General features: G+C 70.1%; 17 protein-coding genes, 4 pseudogenes and 1 riboswitch. Of the genes and pseudogenes, 15 read left to right on the forward strand and 6 right to left on the reverse strand.

The window, feature by feature from the left end; all coding sequences use genetic code 11:
• Positions 1-157: 157 nt before the first annotated feature.
• On the reverse strand, positions 158-2,482 hold the full coding sequence (gene metE, locus J7E86_RS04780; RefSeq protein WP_215080073.1) for a 5-methyltetrahydropteroyltriglutamate--homocysteine S-methyltransferase: 2,325 nt from the start codon (positions 2,480-2,482) through the stop codon (positions 158-160).
• A gap of 157 nt (positions 2,483-2,639) precedes the next feature.
• Positions 2,640-2,859: riboswitch (cobalamin riboswitch) on the reverse strand.
• A 1,181-nt stretch (positions 2,860-4,040) separates the two neighbouring features.
• On the opposite strand from metE, the gene tvaA reads away from it, so the two are divergent.
• The 11 genes from tvaA to J7E86_RS04835 all read left to right on the forward strand — a co-directional run bounded on the left by tvaA (position 4,041) and on the right by J7E86_RS04835 (position 13,983).
• Positions 4,041-4,304: a thioviridamide family RiPP peptide gene (gene tvaA / locus J7E86_RS04785; protein WP_215080074.1), complete on the forward strand. Its 264-nt coding sequence runs from the start codon at positions 4,041-4,043 to the stop codon at positions 4,302-4,304.
• 169 nt (positions 4,305-4,473) lie between these two features.
• Complete coding sequence (locus J7E86_RS04790; RefSeq protein ID WP_215080076.1) at positions 4,474-5,430, forward strand: phosphotransferase family protein; 957 nt, start codon at positions 4,474-4,476, stop codon at positions 5,428-5,430.
• Positions 5,427-6,431, forward strand: a complete 1,005-nt coding sequence (locus tag J7E86_RS04795) for a T3SS effector HopA1 family protein (RefSeq protein ID WP_215080078.1) — start codon at positions 5,427-5,429, stop codon at positions 6,429-6,431. The genes J7E86_RS04790 and J7E86_RS04795 overlap by 4 nt, the downstream gene beginning before the upstream one ends.
• Entirely contained in the window at positions 6,428-7,375 is a 948-nt protein-coding gene (locus J7E86_RS04800; protein ID WP_215080080.1) for a phosphotransferase family protein, read from the forward strand. The genes J7E86_RS04795 and J7E86_RS04800 overlap by 4 nt, the downstream gene beginning before the upstream one ends.
• Positions 7,372-7,977: a flavoprotein gene (locus J7E86_RS04805; RefSeq protein WP_215080082.1), complete on the forward strand. Its 606-nt coding sequence runs from the start codon at positions 7,372-7,374 to the stop codon at positions 7,975-7,977. Before J7E86_RS04800 ends, J7E86_RS04805 begins: the two co-directional genes overlap by 4 nt.
• 7 nt (positions 7,978-7,984) lie before the next feature.
• Positions 7,985-9,199: a 50S ribosomal protein L11 methyltransferase gene (locus tag J7E86_RS04810; protein ID WP_251018658.1), complete on the forward strand. Its 1,215-nt coding sequence runs from the start codon at positions 7,985-7,987 to the stop codon at positions 9,197-9,199.
• Positions 9,200-9,238: 39 nt separating this feature from the next.
• Positions 9,239-10,591 carry a YcaO-like family protein gene (locus J7E86_RS04815; RefSeq protein WP_215080084.1) on the forward strand — a complete coding sequence of 451 codons (1,353 nt, stop codon included), beginning with the start codon at positions 9,239-9,241 and terminating at the stop codon, positions 10,589-10,591.
• A gap of 14 nt (positions 10,592-10,605) precedes the next feature.
• Positions 10,606-11,298, forward strand: coding sequence for a TfuA-like protein (locus J7E86_RS04820; protein ID WP_215080086.1), 693 nt, complete (start codon positions 10,606-10,608; stop codon positions 11,296-11,298).
• Positions 11,298-12,158, forward strand: a complete 861-nt coding sequence (locus J7E86_RS04825) for a phytanoyl-CoA dioxygenase family protein (protein ID WP_251018659.1) — start codon at positions 11,298-11,300, stop codon at positions 12,156-12,158. The genes J7E86_RS04820 and J7E86_RS04825 overlap by 1 nt, the downstream gene beginning before the upstream one ends.
• A gap of 38 nt (positions 12,159-12,196) precedes the next feature.
• Entirely contained in the window at positions 12,197-12,982 is a 786-nt protein-coding gene (locus J7E86_RS04830; protein WP_215080089.1) for a C1 family peptidase, read from the forward strand.
• Between the two features lie 176 nt (positions 12,983-13,158).
• Positions 13,159-13,983, forward strand: coding sequence for a hypothetical protein (locus J7E86_RS04835; RefSeq protein WP_251018660.1), 825 nt, complete (start codon positions 13,159-13,161; stop codon positions 13,981-13,983).
• Between the two features lie 269 nt (positions 13,984-14,252).
• Here the strand turns inward: J7E86_RS04835 and J7E86_RS04840 are convergent.
• Positions 14,253-14,834, reverse strand: a pseudogene (locus J7E86_RS04840) (isocitrate lyase/phosphoenolpyruvate mutase family protein); the annotation flags it as partial.
• A gap of 291 nt (positions 14,835-15,125) precedes the next feature.
• On the opposite strand from J7E86_RS04840, the pseudogene J7E86_RS04845 reads away from it, so the two are divergent.
• A pseudogene (locus J7E86_RS04845) lies at positions 15,126-16,041 on the forward strand (short-chain fatty acyl-CoA regulator family protein).
• 10 nt (positions 16,042-16,051) lie between these two features.
• On the opposite strand, the pseudogene J7E86_RS30730 reads toward J7E86_RS04845, so the two are convergent.
• The 3 genes and pseudogenes from J7E86_RS30730 to J7E86_RS04860 form a co-directional block, all read right to left on the reverse strand.
• Positions 16,052-16,893 (reverse strand): annotated as a pseudogene (locus J7E86_RS30730) (cytochrome P450).
• Between the two features lie 179 nt (positions 16,894-17,072).
• Positions 17,073-17,396 (reverse strand): annotated as a pseudogene (locus J7E86_RS31985) (cytochrome P450); the annotation flags it as partial.
• Between the two features lie 112 nt (positions 17,397-17,508).
• Positions 17,509-18,198 (reverse strand): DedA family protein, encoded by a 690-nt coding sequence (locus J7E86_RS04860; protein ID WP_215080095.1) that lies wholly within the window; start codon positions 18,196-18,198, stop codon positions 17,509-17,511.
• A 612-nt stretch (positions 18,199-18,810) separates the two neighbouring features.
• Here J7E86_RS04860 and J7E86_RS04865 point away from each other — a divergent pair.
• Together J7E86_RS04865 and J7E86_RS04870 are read left to right on the forward strand one after the other, a co-directional pair.
• Positions 18,811-20,151 carry an MFS transporter gene (locus J7E86_RS04865; protein WP_215080097.1) on the forward strand — a complete coding sequence of 447 codons (1,341 nt, stop codon included), beginning with the start codon at positions 18,811-18,813 and terminating at the stop codon, positions 20,149-20,151.
• Between the two features lie 78 nt (positions 20,152-20,229).
• Positions 20,230-21,636 carry an NADP-dependent succinic semialdehyde dehydrogenase gene (locus tag J7E86_RS04870; protein ID WP_215080099.1) on the forward strand — a complete coding sequence of 469 codons (1,407 nt, stop codon included), beginning with the start codon at positions 20,230-20,232 and terminating at the stop codon, positions 21,634-21,636.
• Positions 21,637-21,780: 144 nt separating this feature from the next.
• On the opposite strand, the gene J7E86_RS04875 is transcribed toward J7E86_RS04870, so the two are convergent.
• A complete protein-coding gene (locus tag J7E86_RS04875; RefSeq protein ID WP_308312472.1) occupies positions 21,781-22,455 on the reverse strand; it encodes a UdgX family uracil-DNA binding protein in 675 nt (224 codons plus the stop codon).
• A 181-nt stretch (positions 22,456-22,636) separates the two neighbouring features.
• On the opposite strand from J7E86_RS04875, the gene J7E86_RS04880 reads away from it, so the two are divergent.
• A complete protein-coding gene (locus J7E86_RS04880) occupies positions 22,637-23,752 on the forward strand; it encodes a hypothetical protein (protein WP_215080101.1) in 1,116 nt (371 codons plus the stop codon).
• Positions 23,753-23,815 lie beyond the last annotated feature (63 nt).

The following is a 23,815-nucleotide window of genomic DNA, read 5'->3' on the forward strand; positions in this document are numbered from 1 at the left end:
GGTTCCTCCGGAGTCGTCGAGCGCGGTGAACTCGGACTCTAGAACCTCAACCAAACTTGAGATCAAGACATTCCTGAAAGGGTGAACCGTCCGGGCACCGGACCGCCCGCCCCGCGGCCGGGGCGGGCACCGAGGGCCCGCCCCGGCCGCGGTCGTGTCAGGAGGCGGCCGGGGGCAGCCCGCCCCGCACCTCGCGGGCCGCCGTGACCAGGTTCTCCAACGAGGCCCTGACCTCCGGCCAGCCGCGCGTCTTCAGACCGCAATCCGGATTGACCCACAGCCGTTCGGCCGGGATGGCGGCCAGGCCCTTGCGCAGCAGGGCCGCGGCCTCCTCCGCGCTCGGGACGCGCGGGGAGTGGATGTCGTACACACCGGGGCCCACCTCGCGCGGGTAGCCGGCGCCGGCGAGCTCGTCGGCGACCCGCATGTGCGAGCGGGCCGCCTCCAGGCTGATCACGTCGGCGTCCAGGTCGTCGATGGCCCGCAGGATGTCACCGAACTCCGCGTAGCACATGTGGGTGTGGATCTGGGTCTCCGGGCGCACGCCGCTCGTGGTCAGGCGGAACGCCTCGGTGGCCCAGGCCAGGTACGCGGCGTGGCCGGCGGCGCGCAGCGGAAGGGTCTCGCGCAGGGCGGGCTCGTCTACCTGGATCACCGAACTCCCGGCCGCCTCCAGGTCCTCGACCTCGTCGCGCAGCGCGAGCGCCACCTGGCGGGCGGTCTCGGCGAGCGGCTGGTCGTCCCGGACGAAGGACCAGGCGAGCATGGTCACCGGGCCGGTCAGCATGCCCTTGACCGGACGGTCGGTGAGCGACTGCGCGTAGGACGTCCAGCGCACCGTCATGGGGCCGGGGCGCGAGATGTCGCCGGCGAGGACCGGCGGGCGGACGTAGCGGGTGCCGTAGGACTGGACCCAGCCGTGCTGGGTGGCGAGGTAGCCGGTGAGCCGCTCGGCGAAGTACTGGACCATGTCGTTGCGCTCGGGCTCGCCGTGCACCAGGACGTCGATGCCGGCCTTCTCCTGGAAGGCGAGGACCTCGCGGATCTCCGCCTCGATGCGCTCGTCGTACGCCGCGTCCGTGATGCGGCCGGCGCGCAGGTCGGCGCGGGCGGTGCGCAGTTCGGTCGTCTGCGGGAACGAGCCGATGGTGGTCGTCGGCAGCGACGGGAGCCGCAGGTGGGCGCGCTGGTCGGCGGCCCGCTCCGGGTAGGGCTGGGGACGGCGGGCGTCGGCCGGGGTGACGGCCGCGCCGCGGGCGCGCACCGCCGGGTCGTGGGTGAGGGCGGAGCCCGTCCGCGAGGCGAGGTCGGCGCGGTTGGCGGCGAGCTCGGCCGCGATGGTGCCGGTGCCCCGTGCCATTCCCCGGGCCAGGGTGACGACCTCGGTGGTCTTCTGGCGGGCGAAGGCGAGCCAGCGGGCGATCTGCGGGTCGATGTCCCGTTCGGCCGCGGCGTCCAGTGGGACGTGCAGCAGGGAGCAGGAGGCCGCTACGTCGACCCGGCCGGCCAGGCCGAGGAGCGTGCCGAGGGTCGCCAGGGACTTCTCGAAGTCGTTGAGCCAGATGTTGCGGCCGTTGACGACGCCGGCGACGAGCCGTTTGCCGGGCAGCCCGCCCGCGGCGGCGAGGTCGCCGAGGTTGGCGGCGGCGGGCCCGGTGAAGTCCAGGGCGAGCCCGTCGACGGGTGCCTTGGCGAGGACGGGCAGGGCCTCGCCCAGCCGGTCGAAGTAGGAGGCGACCAGCAGCTTGGGGCGGTCGGTGAGGCCGCCCAGCTCGCGGTAGGCCCGGGCGGCGGCGTTCAGCTCCGCCGGCGTGCGGTCCTGCACGAGGGCCGGCTCGTCGAGCTGGACCCACTCGGCGCCGGCGGCCCGCAGGTCGGCGAGCACCTCCGCGTACACCGGCAGCAGCCGGTCCAGGAGGGTCAGCGGCTCGAAGTCCGCCGCCACGCCCGGTGCGGGCTTGGCGAGCAGGAGGTAGGTGACCGGGCCGACCAGCACCGGGCGGGCAGCGAGGTCGAGGGCGAGGGCCTCCTTGAGCTCGGCGACCTGCTTGCCGGAGTCGGCGTGGAAGGCGGTGTCCGGGCCGAGCTCCGGGACGAGGTAGTGGTAATTGGTGTCGAACCACTTCGTCATCTCCAGCGGTGCCACGTCCTGCGTGCCGCGCGCCATGGCGAAGTACCCGTCCAGGGCGTCCGCCTCGACGGCCGCGCGGTGCCGGGCGGGCACGGCGCCGACCATCACCGTGGTGTCCAGGACGTGGTCGTAGTACGAGAAGTCGCCGGTCGGCACCTCGTGGAGGCCGGCCCCGGCGAGCTGCCGCCAGTGGGTGCGGCGCAGTTCGGCGCCGGTGTCCCGGAGGGCGTCGGCGGTGACGCGGCCCTTCCAGTAGCCCTCGATGGCCTTCTTCAGTTCACGGTTCTGGCCCTGACGGGGGTAGCCGTGCACGGTGGCCCGTGCTGCCGCGGCTGCGGACTTGCTGGTCAAGGAACTCTCCTTCGCGAGCGTTTCCCAAGGATCCCGGGACGGACCGGGGGCGCGAAGGCGGCGCACCGGACGGGAAGCGGCGCTCTCTCGACGCACGCGCCCGCCAGATGTTCAACGCCGACCCGCCCGCGAGGTCACCGGGATCTCCGTGCGCGAACGGTCGCGCACGGGCAGTGGCAGGTCTTCGGACTCGCGGGCGCGTCTGCGAGAGGCAGACACCTACTGGCCGTCGCTTCCCGGACCCGGCCAGGATCCAGTGCGTATGACGGCGGTCGTTCCCGCTCACCGCTGCGGGGCAGTCCCGGATTTCCACCGGGTTCCCTCTTACGACGCGCCTGCCTGGCGGGCAGGCGCGAACCAGCTGCACGATCACCCTAGGCGGTGGGGCAGGCCCCGGATAGGGCTGTTCGGATAGCGGACCATGACTATGGGCCACTTGGGAGCATGGCGGGCGCGGGGCGACCCCCTTCACCGCCCCGCGCCCGCCCCGCGCCCGCCCCGCGCCCGCCCCGCGGCGGCCGGGGACCCCTCGGTCCCGGCCGCGACCCGGGCCCCTCAGCCCCCGGTCGTAGGTGTGGAACCCCCGGCCGACTTGCGTCCCCTGCGGTCTGGAGAGCCTCAGAGTGGCCGACATCGCGTCGACCCAGCTGACGAAGGCCTCCCCCGCAGCGGGATCGGGACGAACCCAGGCCGCCGGTCAAGATCCTGATCGAGCACGCTCGACGGTCTCAGAATCCGCGCCGGACCGCATCAAGTGCTTGCAGGTCGGACCTGATGCGGGCTCCTGAACATCCGGGGGAAATGATCTTCCATCGCACCCAGGAAACCGCCGCTGCGTGCCGGAAGAAGATCGAGACAGGCGGCCCAAAGGTCGACACACCAAGAGACCTTTGCCGCGGCAATGGAAGTGGAGATCTCGCCAAGCGCCCCTCCATCAGTCGATCACCATCAGCAACAGAATACTTCGAGCCAATTCGACCGGGCACAGGCAAACTTAGAGGCACACCACCAGCAACTATGGAGTCTCGCGCAGCCAGACAAGGCTTGATAGCTTCGATCAGCCCAACGACCCCCTACCGAAAGGACCTGGCATGTGATTGCCTTCAAGTAAATTTCACACCACGGGGGATTCTGTTGACTTTCACGTCAGGTGGATATTCCGACGTTCAACCACACCGGCGCCTCGCAACGCCACGGCACCGGCCCGCAGGGCGCTGACGAGATTGAGCTTTGCCAGTTTCACCTGAGGACTTGAACCGCCCCTCGCTGGCGAAAGGTCGGCTCGAGCCGCCAAGGGCCTTGGCGAACGAGTAGACACCTCGGGGCATCTCGCAGCTCTATCTCCACCTACACAGGTCCAACATTCACCGAATCCAGCATCCCCACGATCGCCTGCCGGAAAATTCCGGTGGGCAATTCCCCATGCCGGAAAATGAGTCTAAATGAACAGAAGCGGAATATCCGAAACCCATTGACAGATCGATCGTAAACTTGTTCAGATTGACATCACCCATTCGATTCCCTTGCTGCTTGGCAGGGGACGAAGTAGGAGGACCAAATGTCTGAAGCAATGATTTCCGCAGTTGACGAGACTGCGTTTGCCGACCTCGTCAGCAAGATCCAGGACGCCGAGGCGTCGATGACGGACGAGCAGCGCGCCATCATCGACCCTGCGTCCGGCGAGAAGGCCCTGGAGGAGCTCGCCGGCGTCAGCCCGGAAGAACTGCAGGCCTTCCTCGAGGAGAAGGCGGGCATCTCGCCCGACGAAGAGGCGCAGGGAAGCGTGATGGCGGCCGCCGCCACCGTGGCCTTCCACTGTTAATCTGAATCGCCCACGTCATGATCACTAGCGCTTCGCACGGCCCGGCCGAAACTGCATCGTCAGGGGTTGGACGGGTGGGCAGCAACACGTCTTCGCCTTGGTTCGGAGCGCTGCCGAACGAGGCCCCATTGAACGAACCCAGACCTTCACGGCACGCAACAGCGTGGCAATGCTGCATTTCGCGGACGGCACCGCGCTCGTCCTGAAGCAGGTGGACCCCGCCACCGCGAAGGCCGTCGGCACCGCAATGGGGAACGAGGAAACCATGCTGAGGCTGATACCTGAAGCAGGAATTCCGGATTTCGCCAGAGCATCCATTCCTCGCTTCGTCGGAGCCGACCCAGAAACCGACACCGTCATCATGGAAGGGATGACCGGCTTCACTTCAATGCGGGAGATGACCAAGAGCTCGCCGGATATTCCACTTCCCGCGCTGGTCGCACTCGCATCGGTGACAGCCGGAATACACACCGCGGCCGTCGACCACATCATCGTGGACGAAAAGTATGCTCCTCAGCGCATAGCATTCCCCTTCGGATCGTTCGCCACTCTGACTCCCAGCGAACTCGCGAGCGGACCTGGAATGGACTATTCCGACTATGCGGCCGCCATGCAGTCAGTGGACGAGAGCGTGGCGCAGCTGCGGGACGACTGGGGCCCAAAGGGCCTGGTGCACTTCGACCTCAGGGGCGACAACATCCTCTTCAAGAGCCCCGATAGTGAGCGCCCCGAGGTCGCGCTGGTCGACTGGGAACTGGCCGGCTTCGGCGACCCGATGCTGGACGTGGGAACGATCGTCGGCCAGCTGCTGATCCAGTGGCTGCACACACTGCGGGGCGATGTCGGCCGCCTGGCCTCCTCTGACGCATGGGTCACCGCCCGACGCAATGTCGGTCTGTTCCTCGCCGCGTACGAACACGGTGCTCCGCTCAACGCGGGGCAGCGGGAGGCGACCTTCCGGTATGCCGGCCTGTCCGCCTTGATGTACGCGGCCGGACGCCTTGAGCAGATCGGTTCGCTGGGCCGGATCGGGCATCTGTGCCTCTTCGTGGGTTGCAAACTGCTGAACAGTCCGCAGGGCCTGGCCAAGCTCCTCGCGCCCAGCACCCGGAAGGCGGGGGGATGAACCAGTACGAAGTGGCGTTTTCGGCTATCGCGGAGGACGTGGAAGTCCTGAACGAGTCAGCCTTCCACCACCGGGAGTGGGGCGAACTGAGCCCGGCCCCCAGCGTCGAGCCCGACCCCCGAGAACTCCCGGTTCTCACCCACTTATCCCGGTTTCTATACCTGAGCTACTACGCCGGAGACACGCGTGCCGCCCGTTGGCTGATCGACGGCGCACCGGTGGTCCTGGGCACTCGTAGACGTGAGGACCCGACAGTGGCAAGCCTGTTGACCGAGGCCAACCAAGGCACCGGCTACTGGGATGCCGGCTGGCAGATGCTCGGAGAGGGGCCCGAGGGCTGCCAGGTGCGCAAGAGTGGCCTGACCTTGACCGTCACCGAGCGGGACACCATGGCGCCGGGCTCCTCGGCAGGCCACCAGGTAAGCGTCAGGTTCCCACCGGACCGGCCTTACAGGTATCCCGGCTGGTATCTCGCCATAGGCGACGAGGGCATGCCTCGCCACGGCGAACGGCCCGTTGTCCGCCTCTACTACACCCCTCGAGACCCCTCGGCCGCCGCCGGGCTGCTGCGGGCGCTCACGGGTGGGCTGTGCACCACGCGCATCCCGTACCAGCTGAAAGCGGCCAACCACCCGGAGGGCTACGAGCGGCGGGACACGATGGTTCTCTACCTGTATCGGGACGACTGGCACCGTTACGAGCGGGAGCTGGTGGAGATCCACCGCGGGCACGTCAACGAGCTTCGGGACACCGGGCCCTGCCTCGCGTTGGAGCTGGGTAAGGGCTGGTGGCTGGCCGATGAGCCCGACCAGCGTCAGGGCAGGCTCATGAGCTTTGGACAGCACCGCTGTCTGCTCGTCGCCGAGGGGCTGCTCACGGCCTGGAAGGGCGGCCACACCACTGTGGCGGGCCGACTACGTGCCATCAAGGCGCGCTACCGCGAAGAGGGTCTTGACCCGGCAAGACCCTACCTCAACGCTCAAGGGAGCACAGCGCCATGACGGAAGCCGCTCCCCAGACCAAGCACACGGTACGCTCGCTTCCAGGCCCGTTCGTCACCCGCGTCTGTATCCGGGTCGACGGCGGTTACCGCTGGGGGGAGAGCATCCCGGCCGACGCGTCCGCCTATCTCGACGCCGCCGCACTCCGTGATGTCGCGGAGGCGATCGCGCGGAGCCCGGCAGCTCGGTACGCGCGAATTCCCACATTGGCCGATGCCCGTACCGCGGTCTACCCGGCGGTGACAACTCCCGGACTCGTCAGCGACACCGTCTTCGGCGACGATCGACCCGCCACCGCGCAGCCGGTCGTGGAACGGGCATTCCGTGAGCTCGGAACCTTCCTCGCCCACCTGCACGCCATCCCCGTCGAAAGCGTGGCCGACTTACGGCCCAGGAGCCGGTCGGCCTGGCTGGAAGCGGCGCCGGACGCTGCGGAAGGGATACGAGCCGCCCGCAGCCGTCTCACTGCGACCTCGGCATCCGTGATTTCCCGCCTCGCCGGAACAGACGCGTCCCGCCCGGCGGCCAGCCCCGTCCTGGCATTGGTGCACGGGCGCTTGTCGACCGGCTCCTGCGTCCCTGGCCCGGTGCCGGGCGTGCTCGGCTGGCGGGAGGCCGGACTCGCCGACCCCATGACCGACCTCGCCTTCCTCCTGCGCGACCTGGTGCAGGCCGCCGCCGCCATGGGTGGCGAGAAGCGCCAGGCGGATCGCGCCCGGCTCACCGTCGATGGCTACGAAACGACCAGAGGCGCCCCCTTGAGCAGCGACGAGCACCTGCGACTCGCCAGCCACCTGGCCTCCTGCGTACTCGACCACGTCGCCTTGCGGGCCTGGTCGGTGTCCGATCCCCAGGGTGCGGTCGCCCTACTGCAGCGGGCCGAGCTAACCCTGCCGGGCATCCTCGCCGCCGTTGGAGCCGGTGAGGAGGTGACCGGCCGATGACCGACCTCGCCACGAGCCCTCAACAGGCCCTGGCCAAGGTGAGGCTCTTGTGGGGCGTGTGCGGTTCCTTCTCCGCCGTGACGGTTCCCCATGTGAACGCCTGGCTGCGCGGCACTGTCGGTGTCGAGGAGATCCGCACCATCATGACCGCCCAAGCCCGCGACCTGATGGGCCCGCGCCTCATCGAGGCTGTCACTGGCCACCCGCCCGTGACCGACTGGGAGGACCACAAGGGCGGAGGCGCCGCCCACGTCTCGCTGGGCGCTTGGGCGGATGTACTCGTGGTGCTGCCGGCCACCGCGAACTTCCTGGCGAAGGCCGCTCACGGCGTCGCGGACGACGTACTGACGGCCACTCTGCTTGCCGCCCAGTGCCCCGTGGTCATCGCTCCCGTAATGAACGCGGCCATGTGGTCCAAGCCAGCCGTACGCCGCAATGTCGAACGACTCCGTGAGGACGGCTACGAAATCGTCGAGCCCAAGGAGGGCATCTCCCTCACCGAAGGCCGCCGGGAAGCCGGCTCGCTCGGCGACTTCCAGCCCGCCATCTCCGCAGCCCTGGTCAAGGCCGCTGCCCGACCCGCCCACCCACGAGGACAGTGATCACCAGATGCCGAAACTCACACCTGACACCGTGCTCCACCGGGCACCGTCCTTCATCGCCGAGGTCGACACCAGCAACGAGACGAAGGTCCACTACGAGAGCCGGATACTCAAGTTCGGCCATGACTCGCTCGCGTTGCTCGATCTCTTCCACACACCCCGCACGGTTGGACAGGCACTGACCCTCCTCGGACCGCGACTGAAAGGCCCCAGGGCCACCCGCGAGGCGCTGGCGACTGTGGTCTCGCTCCACCAGGCAGGGCTGCTGCGCACCGAACCAGTGGAAGGGTTCAGCAACCAGCCGTTCCCCAAGGGTGGTTACGACGCCGCCTTCGTCCACATCGCCATGCTGGAGGATCCAGTGCGCAAGACGGCCTTCCAGCAGGCCGTCCGGGAGACGGTCCGTGATGGCGACGTGGTCCTCGACCTGGGCACCGGTTCCGGCATCCTGGCGATCACCGCAGCCCAGGCTGGAGCCCGCAAGGTCTACGCGGTCGAACCGGCGGGCATGGTCCACCTTGCTCAGCGGATCGCCGAACGCAATGGTGTGGCCGACCGCATCGAGTTCATCCGCGGCTGGTCGCCGCAGCTGGAACTGCCCCAGCGGGCCGATGTCCTGCTGACGGACATCGTCGGCAACGAAGCGCTGGACATGCAGATCTGGGAGACCGTCCAGGACGCCCGGCGCCGACTGCTCAACGACTCGCCGCGCCTGGTCCCCGGCAAGCTGACAGCGTTCGCGACCCTCGCCCGGATCCCGGACGCAGTGCTCGACAAACACCGGGTCACGCATGACCATCTCGCGCGCTGGAAGGAAATGTTCGGCATCGACTTCAGCCCGATGGCGGAGTCCGTGAGTCGGCGCTCCATCGGCTTCTACGAGCGCCCGGAGACCGTACAGACCTGGGATGTCCTCTCCAAGCCGACCGAGCTGTACCAGGTGGATCTCTACCAGGACGTATCAGGCGGGCTGGAGACCCACTGCACTCTCGCAGCAAGCCACACGGGCGAGGCCAACGGCGTCATCGTCCACTTCGAGGCGCAACTCGGCCCGAGCACTTCTCTGTCGACAGCGCCCTGGCTCGGCTGCGCCCGCAGCCACTGGTACACCGCCGTCTGGGCGCTCCCCGACGCCATCAAGATCGACCCGGGACAGGAACTCAACTACTCCTACCGGTACTTCGGCGACGGCACCTCCCACCTCGAATCCGTCAGCGGCTAATAGCGGGCCATCGGACACGACACCCAAGGAGTTTTTGCGTTGAAACTGCGTTCCAGCGTCCCCAAGATCGCCGGCAACGGCCCGCACCGTGAGATCACTGCCGAAGCCACGTACGCGCGCATGGCCCCTCACCTCAAGCGGATAGGGGTGACCAGGGTCGCCAACATCACCGGTCTCGACCGGGTCGGCATACCCGTCTACAACGCCATCGTCCCGCGGGCGTTCGACATCATCTCCGTCTACAACGGCAAGGGCGCCACCGAGATTGACGCCAAGACGTCGGCCATCATGGAGGCCGTTGAACGCTTCTCCGCCGCCCTGCCCATGCGGCCGGCGGCCGTCGCCTCCTACCCCGAGCTGGAGGCGTCCGGACGTCGCGTGCTCGATCCCAGATCGTGCAACTTCGAGCTGCACCACGCCTACACCATCGACACCCCGATCTCCTGGGTCGAGGGATACGACCTGATGCATGAGCACAGCGTGCTCGTGCCGCAGTTCCTGGCCGGCTACTACATGAGCTACCACGAGGTACCCTGCTACCCGGTCTCCACAACCAACGGCATCGCCTCCGGCAACTCCCTGGAAGAGGCCATCTGCCACGCCCTGTGCGAACTCGTCGAACGCGACGACTGGACGATGGCCGACCTCATCTCCAACCGGCTCGGCAAGCTCGCCGCCGATGCCGAGGACAGTCCGGTCGGGGTCGCCATCCGTGCCTGGGCACAGGAACGCCACCCCAGCCTCGACCCGTCGACACTCCCGCCGCGTGCGCAGTTCTTCATGGAGAAGTTCCACAACGCCAACATCGACATCGAGGTCAAGAACATCACCTCGGCCACCGGCATCCCCAGTTTCCAGGCTGTGGTGTCTGAGTTCGTGGCCGAGTCGTTCTCCCGCTCCCACCACGGGATCGGCACCCACCCGGACGCCGAAGTCGCGGTCGTCCGTGCCATCAGTGAGGTCGCCCAGTCCCGCGTCGTGGACATCCAGGCCATGCGGGAGGACATCACCGCTCCCGGTCAGCCCGTGGAGAAGGCCCTCTACCACGTGCGGCGCAGCAACCGCGCAAATCCCGAATCGTGGGCGATCAAGCCGTCGGCCCACCCCGTCCGACTCCAGGAGATCGCGTCGCACCCCAGCACGGATGTCATGGCCGACGTCCGGCTGCTGCTGCAACGTCTGCGGGCCCGCGGACTCGACCAAGCCATCGTCGTCGACCTCTCCGCGCCCGGCGTTCCCGCGACAGTCGTGCGGGTCATCGTGCCGGGCATCGAGTCCTGGACGGTCGACCGCAACAAGCTCGGGCCTCGTGCCACGCAGGCGTGGAACAGCACGCTGGCGACAATCCACTCCGCTCAGCAGCAGCTGAGAACAGCAGGATCCGCACAGTGACAGGAGAAAACACCATGCGCACGGTCGTGTTCCTCGGGCCCAGTCTGCCGCATGAGGAAGCGGCGTCGTACCTTCCCGATGCCGAGTTCCTACCACCCATCGAGCGCGGCGACATCGACACCCTCATGTCACAGGATGAGCCGCCACGACGCATCGGCATCATCGACGGAAAGTTCCTGCAGAGCTTCTCAATCTCCCCCAAGGAGATCCTGAAGGCCATGGACCGCCGCGTCCGGGTCTACGGCTCCTCCAGCATGGGAGCCCTGCGGGCCGCCGAACTCGATGTCTTCGGCATGACCGGCATCGGCACCGTCTACGACATGTTCGCCTCCGGCACGGTGGAGGACGACGACGAAGTTGCCATCACCTTCGACAGTGAGTCGCTGCGTCCGGTGTGTGAACCGATGGTCAACATCCGGGTCGCGATCAGCGAAGCGCTGCGCCGGGACGTCGTGAGCGCGGAGAACGCCGAGATGTTCCTGGCGGCGGCCAAGTCCCTGTACTTCCCGCAGCGCACCAGCGCGGCTGCCCTGCACGAGCTCAAGGGGACCATGCCCGAGCCCGACCGGCAGCGCCTCGCCGAGTTCCTGCGCTCGCCCGAAGCCCCGAACGCCAAGCGGGAAGACGCCATCGCGCTACTCACCACCATGCAAAAGGACACCGAGCCCGCCGGGAAGAACGCTTTCGCCGCGGAGGTGGCTGTTTGATGACCGCGGTCGCCACAGACCTAGCCAAGAGGTTCCGCGCGGATGGATACGCCTTCCCCGTGGACGCCCTCACCCCGGCCGAAGCCGATCAGGCAGTGGACGACTGCCGCATGTATCTGCAGACTGTCAGCGCCGTGGGCGGCGCGCTGGCACGGTACGCCGCCTTCCCGAAGATCCACCTGGTGTCGATGTGGGCGGACCGTATCGTTCACCATCCCGCGATCGTCGACGCGGTCGAAACCCTGCTTGGCCCGGACCTGCTGGTGTGGTCCACCAACCTCTTTATCAGGCCGGCGCACAGTGGCAGTTCACTCGCCTGGCATCAGGACGCCGTCTATCTGGGGCTGAACGGATTCCAGCAGCACGCGGTGCGTGTCTGGGTCGCGCTCACCGACACCACAGTCGCCAACGGCACGATGCGCTACGCGCGAGGCTCACATCTGCAGGGCACACTCCCGCACCGGTTCAGCAGCTCCAGCCTCGAAGACATCATGCGCGGCGAGGAGATCTCCGTCGAGATCGACGAGGCGATCGCCGTCGACGTCACGCTCAAAGCCGGCCAGTGCAGCCTGCACCACCTGGCGATGGCCCATTGCTCAGGTCCCAATGACACGGCCAACGGACGCTTCAACCTGGCGATCGATTACATCACCCCGCAAGTCGTCCCCACCGCGGGAGAGGACAGCGCGCTCCTCGTCCGCGGTGAAAGCAGTGGCGCCTTCCTCCCCGAGACCAGGCCCGTGTCGGACTTCGATGGCGCCGCGCTGCAGCAGTTCTACGCCGCCGCAGCCCGCCGCCAGAAGCGGATCGACCAGACGATTCTGAACCGTGGCACCGCCCAGAACCGGCACCGGACATGACTGGCGGAGCGACAGGGCAGGACACCCCGCCGAACACCATGACCGCCGACGCCGCCTATCTCTCCCGGGTCCAGCCCCCCTGGTGGAGCAGTGGCCGGACACCGGAGCGCATGGACCTGTCCAGCTGGATGCCGCCCGTGATCAACCAGGGCCAGGTTCCGCTGTGCACCGCCGCAGTCACCACAGCCATAGCCGGCTACTACGCCCGCCGGGCCGAGCGCGTGGAGTTCACCGGCTCGGTCTTGTTCAACTACCGTCTCTCCCGCGTACTCGCGGGATCCGCGGACCGCAAAGGCTCGCGGCTGGAACACAGCTTCCGGTCGTGGGCGGAATCCGGCCTGTGCGAGGAAGCGGCCTGGCCCTACGATCAGCACGGCCTGACCAGAGTGGATCGAGACCCACCCGAGCACTGCCGTGCCACCGCCCGGCGCACTCGCCCCGTAGTACGGCGGCTGTCCGCCCCCGACGGCCCGGGTGCGCTGGATTTGGCCCGCCGCGCGATTGCCCTGGGGATCCCGGTGAGCGTGGAGATCCGGCTCTGCCCCTCGATCTCCATGTCCTTGGTCAACGGCGGTGTCATCCCCGTACAAATGACGACTGAGCAGTCCGTGGGGCCACATGTCGTCCTCCTGACAGGCTACGACGACCACGTCGACATCGCTCCGTACGACCGAGGTACGGGACCAGGCGCATTCCAGGTTCGCAACAGCTGGGGGACCGCGTGGGGCGACAAAGGCTACGGTCTCCTGCCCTATGCATTCCTCGAACACCAACTGACCGGCGAGCACTGGATTGTCGTGGAACAGGACTGGGTGAACCCGTGACGGTTACCGGCGTGGCACGGCCATCTCTCTGCCATGCACCTTCCGCACCCTGATTCATGCGAACGAATGTGGCCAGCAACATACCTACCTCCACTTCCTCATGAAGGGGTGCCTGCCATGATTGCCAGGACACCGAGCACCCGCGCAAGGACAGGTGAGTAACGTTGAGGAAGTTCTTGGCAACCGCTGCCCGATGGGCGGCACCCACCGTGGTCCTCGCCCAGGTCTGTCTCGTATGGACCGGCGTGTTCAGCCTAGGCGAAGCTGTTGCAGTGGGACTACTTCTCGAACTCCTGCTGGCCGGCATCGTCATCACTGAAATCACCCTGGCCAGGCGGGCCTTCCGCGCCTCCAGGAGCCAGGGGGCCGACGGGCAAGAGGCCCTCAACCAGGCACTGTCCGCAGTGTTACCCGCACCCGTCGCCAAAGCGATGGGGATGGAGTTCGGACTCTTCCGTGCCCTTTGGTGCTGGATCCGCCGGAAGCCGGACGCGCCTGAAGGACACCAGATCCTGAGCTATGGATCCGAAATCAAGCCAATTATGTGGGTGATGGTCTTCCTTGTTCCACTGGAGATCCTCGCCGTCGAACTACTGATCCCTTGGACGGTGGCGCGTATCGTCCTGCTAGTACTCTCCGTGTACGGAACGGTATGGGTTCTCGGGTTCATCGCGGCTCTCTCCATCCGCCCTCACACGGTCGGCGACGGAAAAATTGTCCTGCGCTTCGCTCACTTCACTCAGATCACCATTCCGCTAGAAATCGTCGAATCGGTTCGCTCGTCCCGGCACAGCGGATACCGCAGGGCGGTCAACATCAGCGATGGGGTGCTGGCGATGCCGATCGGTGACTCCACCACCCTCAGCATCAAGCTGCGCGAGCCTTACTCGGTGGCGCCCAAGCCCGGCAAACCGACGCAGGAGGTGCGAGAGGTTCGCTTCGCTGCGGACAACACCCGCGAAGCCATCCGCGTACTCACAGCGAACATCTCCGGGACCTGATCCGATGCGGAGTCGCTGACACGGCTCACATGCGCTGCCCAGCGTCAGCGGACACCGCTTCGGTGGCGATCTTGATGGCGCCTGCCACGATCAGCGGCTCGCGCCACGTCCTGTACCCCTCCGGCGCCCGGAACTGGTCCCAGGCCCGACGAACTACGTCGTCGGTGTCCGGGAGCGCTGCGGGTCGTACCGACGAGCAGGCGCCCTGGAGTGCGCGGTAGAGCGCATCGAAGACATCCAACGCACCGGCGCCATCCTCGTCCCGGTCGTCCAGGGTGACCGCACTTCTTCTCGGAGGCCAGCTGGTCCTCGTAGTGGACGCCCGCGGCTCCGGCGGCGATCATCGCCTTGGTCAGCTCGAACGCGTTGAGCGGACCGCCGAAGCCGGCCTCGGCGTCGGCCACGATCGGGGCCAGCCAGTCCGTACCGGAGCCGTCGCCCTCGGCGGTGGCGATCTGGTCGGCCCGCAGCAGGGCGTTGTTGATCCGGCGGACCACGGTGGGCACGGAGTTGACCGGGTAGAGGCTCTGGTCGGGGTAGGTGTGCCCGGCCTGGTTGGCGTCGGCGGCGACCTGCCAGCCGGACAGGTAGATCGCCTGCAGTCCGGCCTTCACCATCTGCACCGCCTGGCCACCCGTGAGGGCGCCGAGCGCGTGGAGGTAGTCGCGCTCGTGCAGCTGCCGCCACAGCCGCTCGGCACCGCGCCGGGCCAGGGTGTGCTCCTCGCGGACGCTGCCCGACAGCCGGACGACGTCCTCCGCCCCGTACGTCCGCTCCACGCCGCGCCAGCGCGGATCGCGGGCCCACCGCCGCGTCAGTTCCTCGGCCGTCGTCGTCCCTGCCTGCGCCATGACCGTCTCCCGGCGTCGTGCCGAACCGCGGACGGGCCGTCGCCGTCCCACGTCGGACTTCTGTCAAGGGTGCGAAGGGAGGTGATCCCCTCGCCGGTGCGTGGCCCGTGGTGCCCTCACCGCCGTGTCCACCAGAGTGAGTTGCGGCGTTCCGGCGGGCCGTGCCACGACTCTGGCAGTGGCACCGAGTGCCATCAACCGTGGCTGGATGCCAACTTCTGCGAATCTTCTCCGCCCGGTCCGCCAACTCTGCCAATGCCGTGAGGGGGTGGGCCCGGCTACGCTGTGCCGGTGAGCAAGACATACGCGGGAGCGCGGCTGCGGCGCCTGCGCGAGGAGCGGCGGCTCGGCCAGGCCGAGCTGGCCCGGATGCTCGCGATCTCGCCCAGCTACCTCAACCAGATGGAGCACGACTCCCGGCCGCTGACCGTGCCCGTACTGCTGCGGCTGACCGAGGCGTTCGGCGTCGACCCCGGCTTCTTCTCCGAGCGCGACACCAGCCGGGTCCTCGCGGACCTGCGGGAAGCCCTCGCCGACGAGCTCGGCGCCGCCCGCGTCTCGCCCTCCGACCTCTCGGAGCTCGTCTCCCGGCTGCCCGCCGTCGCGGCGGTCCTGCTCGACCTCGGCCGGCGCAATCAGGCCCTGACCGAGCGCCTCGCCGAGGCCACCGAGGGCCGGGACACCGGCGACCCGGCCCTGCCGCGCTCACCGCACGAGGAGATCCGCGAGTTCTTCTACCGCCGCCGCAACTACCTCCACGACACCGACACGGCCGCCGAGGAACTGGCCGGCGAGCTGGGCATCCGCCCCGGCGAAGTGCTCGGCATCCTCACCGCCCGGCTCTCCGAACGCCACGGCGTGCGCGTCGCCGCGTGCGCCGACCGGCTGCACCACTACGACCCGGACGGCCGGGTCGTCGCCCCAGCCGCCCCGGTGGCGGAACGCCTGCCGGCCCGGGCGCAGCCGGGGAGACAGGCACACCATCGGGCTCGGCTGCGAGGTCCGGCACGCCTCCCGGCTCGTCTACTCCGACGGACTCGACCTCGGCAACGACCGCGCGGCCACCCCGATCGGCATGGGTTGCCGGATCTGCGAGCGCCTGGACTGCCCCCAGCGGGCGGTGCCGCCGCTGGGACGTGCCCTGGACATCGACGAGAACAGCGGGACATTCGTGCCGTATCCGGTGCTCGGCCACACGCCCCGCTGAGCGGCGTGGCTCAGCGCGCGAACACATCCATGGGCAGCCGCTCCGGTGTCAGCACGGCCCGGCGCGACGGCCGGACGACCACCCCCGGAGCGGGCCGCAGCCGCCAGCGGCCGACCAGGGTGGCGAGGGCCATGGTGGCCTCCGTCAGGGCGAACGCCTCCCCGACGCACCGGTGGGGGCCCAGGCCGAACGGCGCGTACGCACGGTGCGCGTCGCCGCCTTCCGCCCAGCGGTCGGGTGGAAGCGGTCGGGCTCGGGGAACAGATCGGCACGGCGGTGCACGACGTACGGGCTGAAGATCACCGTGCTGCCCACCGGGAGGCGCCGGCCCGCCGCCTCCGTCACCCGGGTGGTGTGCCGGGGAATCAGCCACGCCGGCGGGTAGAGCCGCAGCGCCTCGGTGACGACCCGGGCGGTCAAGGGCAGGCGCGGCAGGTCCTCCTGGGCGGCGACCCGGCCCGCCAGGACCGCGCGCGCCTCGGCGTGCAGCCGTTGCTCGGTCCCGGGGCGGCGGGAGAGGAGGTGGCAGGACCAGGCGAGCGCGGCGGCGGTGGTCTCGGAAGCGGCGAGGACCAGCGAGGTGGACTGGTCGTGGAGGTGCGGATCGGTCACCGGCGAGCCGTCGGCCGTACGGGCGGAGAGCAGGTGGGACAGCACGTTCGCGCCGGTGCCGCCGGTGCGCGCCCGGGCCCGGTGCGTGTCGATGAGCCGCGTGGTGTGCGCCCGCCACCGGTCGACGGCGCGGCCGTAGCGGCGGTTGCCGGGGGTGGGCAGGCCGGCCGCCCAGGGCAGGAGCGCCTGCCGGTAGATGCCCTTGAGGAAGACGTCCAGCGACTGGTGCAGCTCCCGCATGGCGGCGGGCGCGAGCTCGGAGTCGAACAGGGCACGTACCGCGGTCCGGGTGGACAGCGCGAACAGCTCGTCGGCCAGGTCCACCCGGCCGCCGTGCCGCCAGCCGTCCAGGCGATCGTCTCGCGCATCACGGTGGCGTAGCGGGCCAGGTGGTCCGGGCCGAAGGCGGGCCGCAGCAGGCGGCGCTGCGCACGGTGCTCGGCCTGCGGACAGGTCGCCAGACCGTTGCCCATGGCGCGCCGCGACCGGTCGTACGAGGGGCCGACCCGGTCGTAGGTCCGGTCGTCGGTGAGGACCTCGCGCACGAGGGAGGGATGGCAGAGCACGAACACCGGCCGGTGGCCCAGCCGGATCTCCACCAGGTCGCCGTGGCGCGGCAGACCTCGCAGGAAGGCCAGCGGCGCGCGGCACAGCGCCGGCAGATGCCCCGCCAGGGGCCAGGCGCCCGGCGCCCGTCCGGCCCGCAGGGCGTCCGGGGGTGCCGTGTCGGGGTCGGTCGCCATGGAAGCCTCCAGCTCGGCGTCGGCGCGGCAGCCGGGCACCTCACGGTAACGAACCGGCGGCCCGGCCGGGAACCACGTCACCCCCGCGCGGAGTGGCGCGGTGGGCCGGCCGTCACTGCCCGCCCCCGCTCCCGTCCGCTTCCGGCGCGCCGGCGGCCGCAGCGGCGGCGCGGCGCGAGCGGAGCACCTCAAGGACCAGCGGCAGCAGGGAGAGCACGACGACCGCCCCGACGATCGGCAGGAGGTAACGGTCCACGTCCGGCACCACCGAGCCCAATCCGTACCCGGCCAGGACCAGCCCGGCCGTCCACACCAGCCCGCCGGCGGTCTGCCACACCGCGAAGGTGCGCGGCGCGACACCGAGTGCCCCGGCGAGCGGGTTGAGCACCGTACGGACCACCGGGACGAAGCGCGCCAGGACGATCGCGCGGGCGTGACCGTACCGGTCGAGGAGCTCCTCCGCCCGCGCGGCGCCCTCGTGCAGCCGGCGGTTGCGGGACCGGGCGAGCAGGGCCCGCCCGCCGCGCCGGCCCAGGACGTACCCGCACTGCGCGCCCACCAGGGCGCCGGTGACCGAGGCGATCAGCACCTGGGTCAGGTCCAGGTGCGGTCCGGAGTGCGCCCCGGCCCGGCACAGCAGCCCGGCGGTGAACAGCAGTGAGTCACCGGGCAGGAAGAAGCCGATCAGCAGGCCGGTCTCGGCGAACAGCACCACCGCGATGCCGAGCGCGCCGAAGGCCGCGAGCAGTGAGGAGGCGTCCAGGAGATTGACCGCCAGAGCGGCGGCGGGTGGTGCGAGCACGTCTGTGGCCTCCCATGACCGGCAGCGGGCACGCCGCGGCGGCCCCGCCGCCCACACCACCGTGGGCGGCCCTTCGGGACGTGTAACGATCCGGGCGGCGGACGGTTCGCCTACGGGCGCGTGCCGCCGGCCCGCGTGCCGGCGCCTTTGCGTCTTCGCCGCGCGGACGATGTGAGGAATGGATTCGGCCCATGGTTTCCGCTCTCGGATTCACCGGTCCGAGGGAAGGTGAACGGGCGTTGCCCCGGCGGGCACACGGGCGCCCCGGACTTGCGGGTGACATATTCTTCCGCGCCCTATCGGGCGAGCGATCCGCTTTGCTAAAGTGTCTGCCGAGATCCTGCCGAGCGCAGTCGGGGGGCGCTGACGATGGACCGTGAAAGCATATGATCGGCCGCTCGTGCACATCAGCGGGCGCGACCGAATACCGTCCGCCCACAGCGAGCTGACGAGCCGTCGCCTCCGGGGCGTCCCCGGCCCGTGAACGGGTCGAATTCCCAGGCTGCCGCCCCGGCCGCCGTCCTCGCGACGCGCACCGTCATCGCCTCCGGGCGTCCTGCGCCCACGCGGCGGTGAACACCCGTCCCGCTCGGGCCGAACGCAGGGACGCGCATGAGAACTCTTCGGGCGGTCCGCGAGTCTCCTCTCGCATTGCGATTGCTATTCATCAATCAGTTTGGGGTGGACATTGGTTTCTATCTCCTGATTCCCTTTCTGGCGGCCTATTTGAAGGAGGATCTCGGACTGTCGGCGGCCCTGGTCGGGCTCGTACTCAGCGTGCGCAACCTCAGCCAGCAGGGCCTGTTCGTGCTCGGCGGCACCGCTTCCGACCGTGTCGGCGCCCGTACCGTCATCATCGCCGGATGCGCCCTGCGCACCGTCGCGTTCGCCCTCCTCGCCTTCGGATACTGCCGGCCGCTGCTGCTCGGCGCCTCCGTCCTCTGCGGCCTGGCGGGGGCGCTGTTCTATCCCGCCGTCCGCACCTATGTCGCCCAGGAGGCCGGGGAGCGCAAGACCGAGGTGTTCGCCCTGCTCAACGTCTTCTCCACCAGCGGCTCCCTGGTCGGCCTGCTGCTGGGCGGCCTGTTGCTCCTGACGGACTTCCGCGTCGCCGCGCTCGTGACGACCGGCGTCTTCACCGCCCTGACCGTCGCCCAGGCGCTGGCACTGCCGCCGCGCAGGGTCGCCGCCGTCCGCGAGACGGTGCTCAGGGGCTGGCGCGAGGTTCTCGGCAACCGCCGTTTCGTCTGCTTCTGCTCCGCCACCGCCAGCCTGTTCATCCTGGAGAACCAGCTCTACGTGCTGCTGCCCGACGGAGCGCGGCAGGCGTCGGGCTGGGGCGGCTCGGCGGGACTGCTGCTGGCCTCCGGCGCGGTGGCGACCCTGCTCTTCCAGTTCCGCATCACCAGGACGCTGGAGCGGCGCGGCGGCGGTGCCCGCTGGGTGGCCGCCGGTATCGCGCTGATGGGGCTCGGCTTCGTACCGCCCCTGCTGGTCTGCGGCGCCGAGCCGCCGGAGAGCCACGAGGTGGTGCCCCGGCTGCTGGTCATGACCACCGGCTCGCTGCTGCTGTACTTCGGCGGCATGGTCGCCTACCCCTCGGTCATGGAACTCATCCCGAGGTTCGGGCGCGAGCGGCTGACCGGCACGTACTTCGGACTGTTCTACGTGCTCTCGGGGACCACGGCGGCCGGCGGGAACGCCGTCGTCGGCTGGGCCATGGACCTCGCCGACCGCACCCGCAGACCCTGGCTGCCCTGGCTCACCTGCCTGTTCTTCGGGCTGGCGTCGGCGCTGGCCGTGACCTGGCTGTACCGGGCCCGCGCGCTGCCGTCCCGGCCCGGACCCGCGGGCCGGCCGCGCGTCCCGCGTCCCGGACGGGGCCCGGACGCCGCCGGTCCGGCCGGTCCGGCGCGCGCCCCGGACGACGTGCAGGAGAGCCCGCCGCGCTGACCCGGGGGCACCCGGTACGTCTTGCGCCGCCGGGCCGGGCGCTGCAAGGTCGAGGCATCGAGTTCGAGGAGGACACCCGTGCCCATCGCGACGGTGAACCCGGCGACCGGCGAGACGCTCAAGACGTTCCCCGAGATGGGGGCCGAGGAGATCGAGCGGCGCCTGGCCGTCGCGGCCTCGGCGTTCCGGAGGTACCGGACCACGGACTTCCCCGAACGGGCGCGTCTGATGGGCCGCGCCGCGGACCTCCTGGAGGAGGACCAGGACGCCGTGGCCCGCACCATGACGACCGAGATGGGCAAGCCCCTGGCCGCCGCCCGCGCCGAGGCGGCCAAATGCGCGAAGGCGATGCGCTGGTACGCCGGGCACGCCGAGATCCTGCTGGCCGACGAGCAGCCCTCCGACACCGAGGTGCGGGACTCCGGCGCCGCGCACGCCCGGGTCCACTACCGTCCCCTCGGCGTGGTCCTCGCCGTGATGCCGTGGAACTTCCCGCTCTGGCAGGTCGTCCGCTTCGCCGCGCCCGCCCTGATGGCGGGCAACGTCGGCCTGCTCAAGCACGCCTCGAACGTGCCCCAGACCGCGCTGTACCTGGAGGACCTCTTCCGCCGGACCGGATACCCCGACGGCTGCTTCCAGGCCCTGCTCGTCGGCTCCCGCGCCGTCGAGGGCATCCTCCGCGACCCCCGCGTCGCCGCCGCCACCCTCACCGGCAGCGAGCCCGCGGGCCGCTCGGTCGCCGCCATCGCCGGCGACGAGATCAAGAAGACCGTCCTGGAGCTGGGCGGCAGCGACCCCTATGTCGTGATGCCCTCCGCCGACCTCGACCGCGCGGTGCGCACCGCCGTGACCGCGCGGGTGCAGAACAACGGCCAGTCCTGCATCGCCGCCAAGCGGTTCATCGTGCACACCGACGTCTACGACGCGTTCAGCGAGCGGTTCGCGGCCCGGATGGCGGAGCTGACCGTCGGCGATCCGATGGACGGGTCCACCGACGTCGGCCCGCTGGCCAGCGAGCGGGGCCGCGCCGACCTGGAGGAGCTCGTCGACGACGCCGTACGCCTGGGGGCACGGGCCCTGTGCGGCGGGCGGCGGCCCGAGAAGCAGCCGCAGGGGTTCTTCTACGAGCCGACCGTCCTGGCCGGCATCACCCCGCAGATGCGCGTCCACCGCGAGGAGACCTTCGGCCCGGTCGCCACCCTCTACCGGGCGCGCGACATCGACGAGGCCCTGGAGATCGCCAACGACACGCCCTTCGGGCTCAGTTCCAACGTCTGGACCCGCGACGAGGGCGAACAGGAGCGCTTCGTCCGCGACATCGAGGCCGGCGGTGTCTTCTTCAACGGCATGACCGCCTCCCACCCCGCCCTGCCCTTCGGCGGCGTCAAGCGTTCCGGCTACGGGCGCGAGCTGTCCGGTCACGGTATTCGCGAGTTCTGCAACGTGACGACGGTGTGGCACGGTGCTGAGCCCGACGACTTCTAGGCGGTGTCCGGTGGGTCCTCGGCTGCGGGCCGTCTTTGCCGCCTGCGGCGGCGGGCGCCCTGCGGGCGCGTCCTCAATTGCCGGACGGGCTTGATTTCGCTGGGCTCAGCCGCTTTCAGACCGTCTGGCGCTTGGGGCGGTGCCTCAGTCCAGCAGCTCCGCCGCCACCCGCAGGTCCGCGACCAGACCCGTGTAGGCGGCCTCCCGGGCGGCGCTGTCGGAGCGCAGGACGGCGGAGGGGTGGATGGTCGCCACCAGCGTGCCGGCGCCGGGGCCGCCGCCGTCCAGGGCCGGCATCGGCAGCGCCACGCCGCGCTGCTCGGTCACCCGGAACGACGAGCCGAGCAGGGACTTGCCGGCGCTGGCGCCGAGCGCCACCACGACCTCCGGGTCGATCAGCCGCAGCTCGGCCACCAGCCACGGCTTGCACGCGCTGATCTCGCGCAGGCCGGGCGCCTTGTGGATGCGGCGCTTGCCCCGGGCCGCCTGCTCGAACTTGAAGTGCTTGACGGCGTTGGTGACGTACGCCCACGCCGGATCGATCCCGGCCTCCTCGATGGCCCGGCGCAGCACGCCGCCCGCGGGACCGACGAAGGGCTGCCCCTGCCGGTCCTCCTGGTCGCCCGGCTGCTCGCCCACGAACACCAGGCGCGCCGAGGTCTCGCCCGCGCCGAAGACCGTCTGGGTGGCCTCCCGGTACAGCGGACAGCCCTGACAGCCTTCCGCGGCCTCCCGCAGACGCGCCAGGCCGGCCTTCTCCGGGACGAAGGGCCGCGCGTCGTAGCCCTCGCCCGCCCCGCTCGTCCGGGTCTCTCCCACCGCAGCTCCTCCAGACCGGTCGTCCCTCCAGTGTGGCCCGGCTCGGCCCCGCGCGCCCGGCGGCTCCACCGATGGCACGATGCCGCCGCGTCTGGTCACCTGGAAGGGGCGGCCGTCCACCCGTGGGCCCGGTGGGAGCGGCGCCCGAGGGAACAGCGCCGTCCCGTCGAAGGAGAACCCCATGACCACTGCCACTGAGACCGACACCGGCACCCTGCGCGACCTGCTGACCGCGCCCGGCCCCTTCGTATCGGTGTACTTCGAGCGAGAAGTGCGTCCCCAGCAGGTGCAGGCGGCCGAGTCCCGGTGGCGGGGTCTGGCCGGGCGGCTGGCGGAGGAGGGAGCCGACCGGGCCACGCTGGACGCGCTGACGGAGCGGGTCCTGGAGTCGCTTCCGGGCACCGGGGTCCTGGCGGTGTTCGCGTCGGCCGGCAAGGTCCGGCACGCGGTCGAACTGTCCGGCGTGCGGCGCGACGGTGGCGACCTGGCCATGAAGGGGCCGTTGCCGCACCTGCTGCCGCTGCTGGAGTGGCGCCAGGACCACCCCGCGCGCGTGGTCGCCGTCGTGGACCGCGCCGGAGCCGACCTCCAGCTATACGCGGAGGGCTCCACCGAGCCCGTGAAGCGCACGGTGGACGGCCCGGACGACGAGATCGTCCGGAGCCCGGGACAGCCCCAGATGCGCTTCCAGCACCGGGCCGAGGACTCCTGGGAGCACAACGCGGCCGTGGCCGCCGAGGCCGTGGGGGAGGCCCTGGGCGAGGTATCCGCGCACCTGCTCCTGCTGGCGGGCGACGTGCGCGCCCGCCAGTACCTGACCAAGCACCTGCCGACGCGGGTGCAGAAGGACGTGCGGACCGGCCAGGTCAGCGGGAGCCGGACCGAGGACGGCTCGGACGCCGAACGCGCGGCCCAGGTGGCGGCCGAGGCGGCGCGGTTCGGCCGCGAGCGGACCACCGAGCTGCTGCGGCGCCTGGTGGAGGAGCGCGCTCCGGGCGGCACCGCCGTGGAAGGGGTGCGCGAGACGGTCGGCGCGCTGGCCGCGGGGCGGATGGGGACGCTCATCGTCACCGACGACCCGCGGGATTCCCGCATGGCCTGGTTCGGCGAGGCGCCCACCGAGGTGTACGAACGCCTTGAGGACCACGTGCCGAACGGCAGCGGCCCGGTGGTGAGCGCCCCGCTGGCCGACGTCGCCGTCCGGTCCGCGCTCCTGACCGGCGCGGACGTACGGGTGCTGGACCACGACACCCCCGACGCGCCGGCGGTGGGGATCGGCGGGATCTGCCGCTTCTGAGGGCGCTCCCTCCTGGAGTGCCTTCCCGTGAACGCCGCCTCTCGTGAACGCCGCCTCTCGTGA

This window comes from Streptomyces sp. ISL-11 (assembly GCF_018614525.1).
GTDB lineage: Bacteria > Actinomycetota > Actinomycetes > Streptomycetales > Streptomycetaceae > Streptomyces.

What these genes read in the sequence shown, in the direction of transcription:
- J7E86_RS04805 (WP_215080082.1), top strand. Translation starts at nt 7,372, where the DNA reads ATGACCGACCTCGCCACGAGCCCTCAACAGGCCCTGGCCAAGGTGAGG.
- J7E86_RS04865 (WP_215080097.1), top strand. Translation starts at nt 18,811, where the DNA reads ATGAGAACTCTTCGGGCGGTCCGCGAGTCTCCTCTCGCATTGCGATTG.
- J7E86_RS04790 (WP_215080076.1), top strand. Translation starts at nt 4,474, where the DNA reads ATGCTGCATTTCGCGGACGGCACCGCGCTCGTCCTGAAGCAGGTGGAC.
- J7E86_RS04810 (WP_251018658.1), top strand. Translation starts at nt 7,985, where the DNA reads ATGCCGAAACTCACACCTGACACCGTGCTCCACCGGGCACCGTCCTTC.
- J7E86_RS04830 (WP_215080089.1), top strand. Translation starts at nt 12,197, where the DNA reads ATGACCGCCGACGCCGCCTATCTCTCCCGGGTCCAGCCCCCCTGGTGG.
- J7E86_RS04795 (WP_215080078.1), top strand. Translation starts at nt 5,427, where the DNA reads ATGAACCAGTACGAAGTGGCGTTTTCGGCTATCGCGGAGGACGTGGAA.
- J7E86_RS04800 (WP_215080080.1), top strand. Translation starts at nt 6,428, where the DNA reads ATGACGGAAGCCGCTCCCCAGACCAAGCACACGGTACGCTCGCTTCCA.
- J7E86_RS04825 (WP_251018659.1), top strand. Translation starts at nt 11,298, where the DNA reads ATGACCGCGGTCGCCACAGACCTAGCCAAGAGGTTCCGCGCGGATGGA.
- J7E86_RS04820 (WP_215080086.1), top strand. Translation starts at nt 10,606, where the DNA reads ATGCGCACGGTCGTGTTCCTCGGGCCCAGTCTGCCGCATGAGGAAGCG.
- J7E86_RS04880 (WP_215080101.1), top strand. Translation starts at nt 22,637, where the DNA reads ATGACCACTGCCACTGAGACCGACACCGGCACCCTGCGCGACCTGCTG.
- tvaA (WP_215080074.1), top strand. Translation starts at nt 4,041, where the DNA reads ATGTCTGAAGCAATGATTTCCGCAGTTGACGAGACTGCGTTTGCCGAC.